At 50.0% G+C, this 264-nt stretch carries 1 rRNA gene; it reads left to right on the top strand.

Annotated features, from left to right (window positions below):
• Positions 1 to 264, top strand: a 23S ribosomal RNA gene (locus GM672_RS28040); the annotation flags it as partial.

Here is a 264-nt window from a genome sequence, read left to right as displayed (position 1 = left end):
GGCTAAAACAGTCAGGATGTTGGCTTAGAAGCAGCCATCATTTAAAGAAAGCGTAATAGCTCACTGATCGAGTCGTCCTGCGCGGAAGATGTAACGGGGCTAAGCCAGTCACCGAAGCTGCGGATATGCATTTATGCATATGGTAGGAGAGCGTTCTGTAAGCCTGCGAAGGTGTCTTGTAAAGGATGCTGGAGGTATCAGAAGTGCGAATGCTGACATGAGTAGCGATAATGCGGGTGAAAAGCCCGCACGCCGTAAGCCCAA

Source organism: Pseudoduganella buxea (genome assembly GCF_009720835.1).
Lineage (GTDB): Bacteria > Pseudomonadota > Gammaproteobacteria > Burkholderiales > Burkholderiaceae_D > Rugamonas > Rugamonas buxea.
Note: the sequence above shows the minus strand (reverse complement) of the source record. Positions and strands in the feature narration are given on the sequence as shown.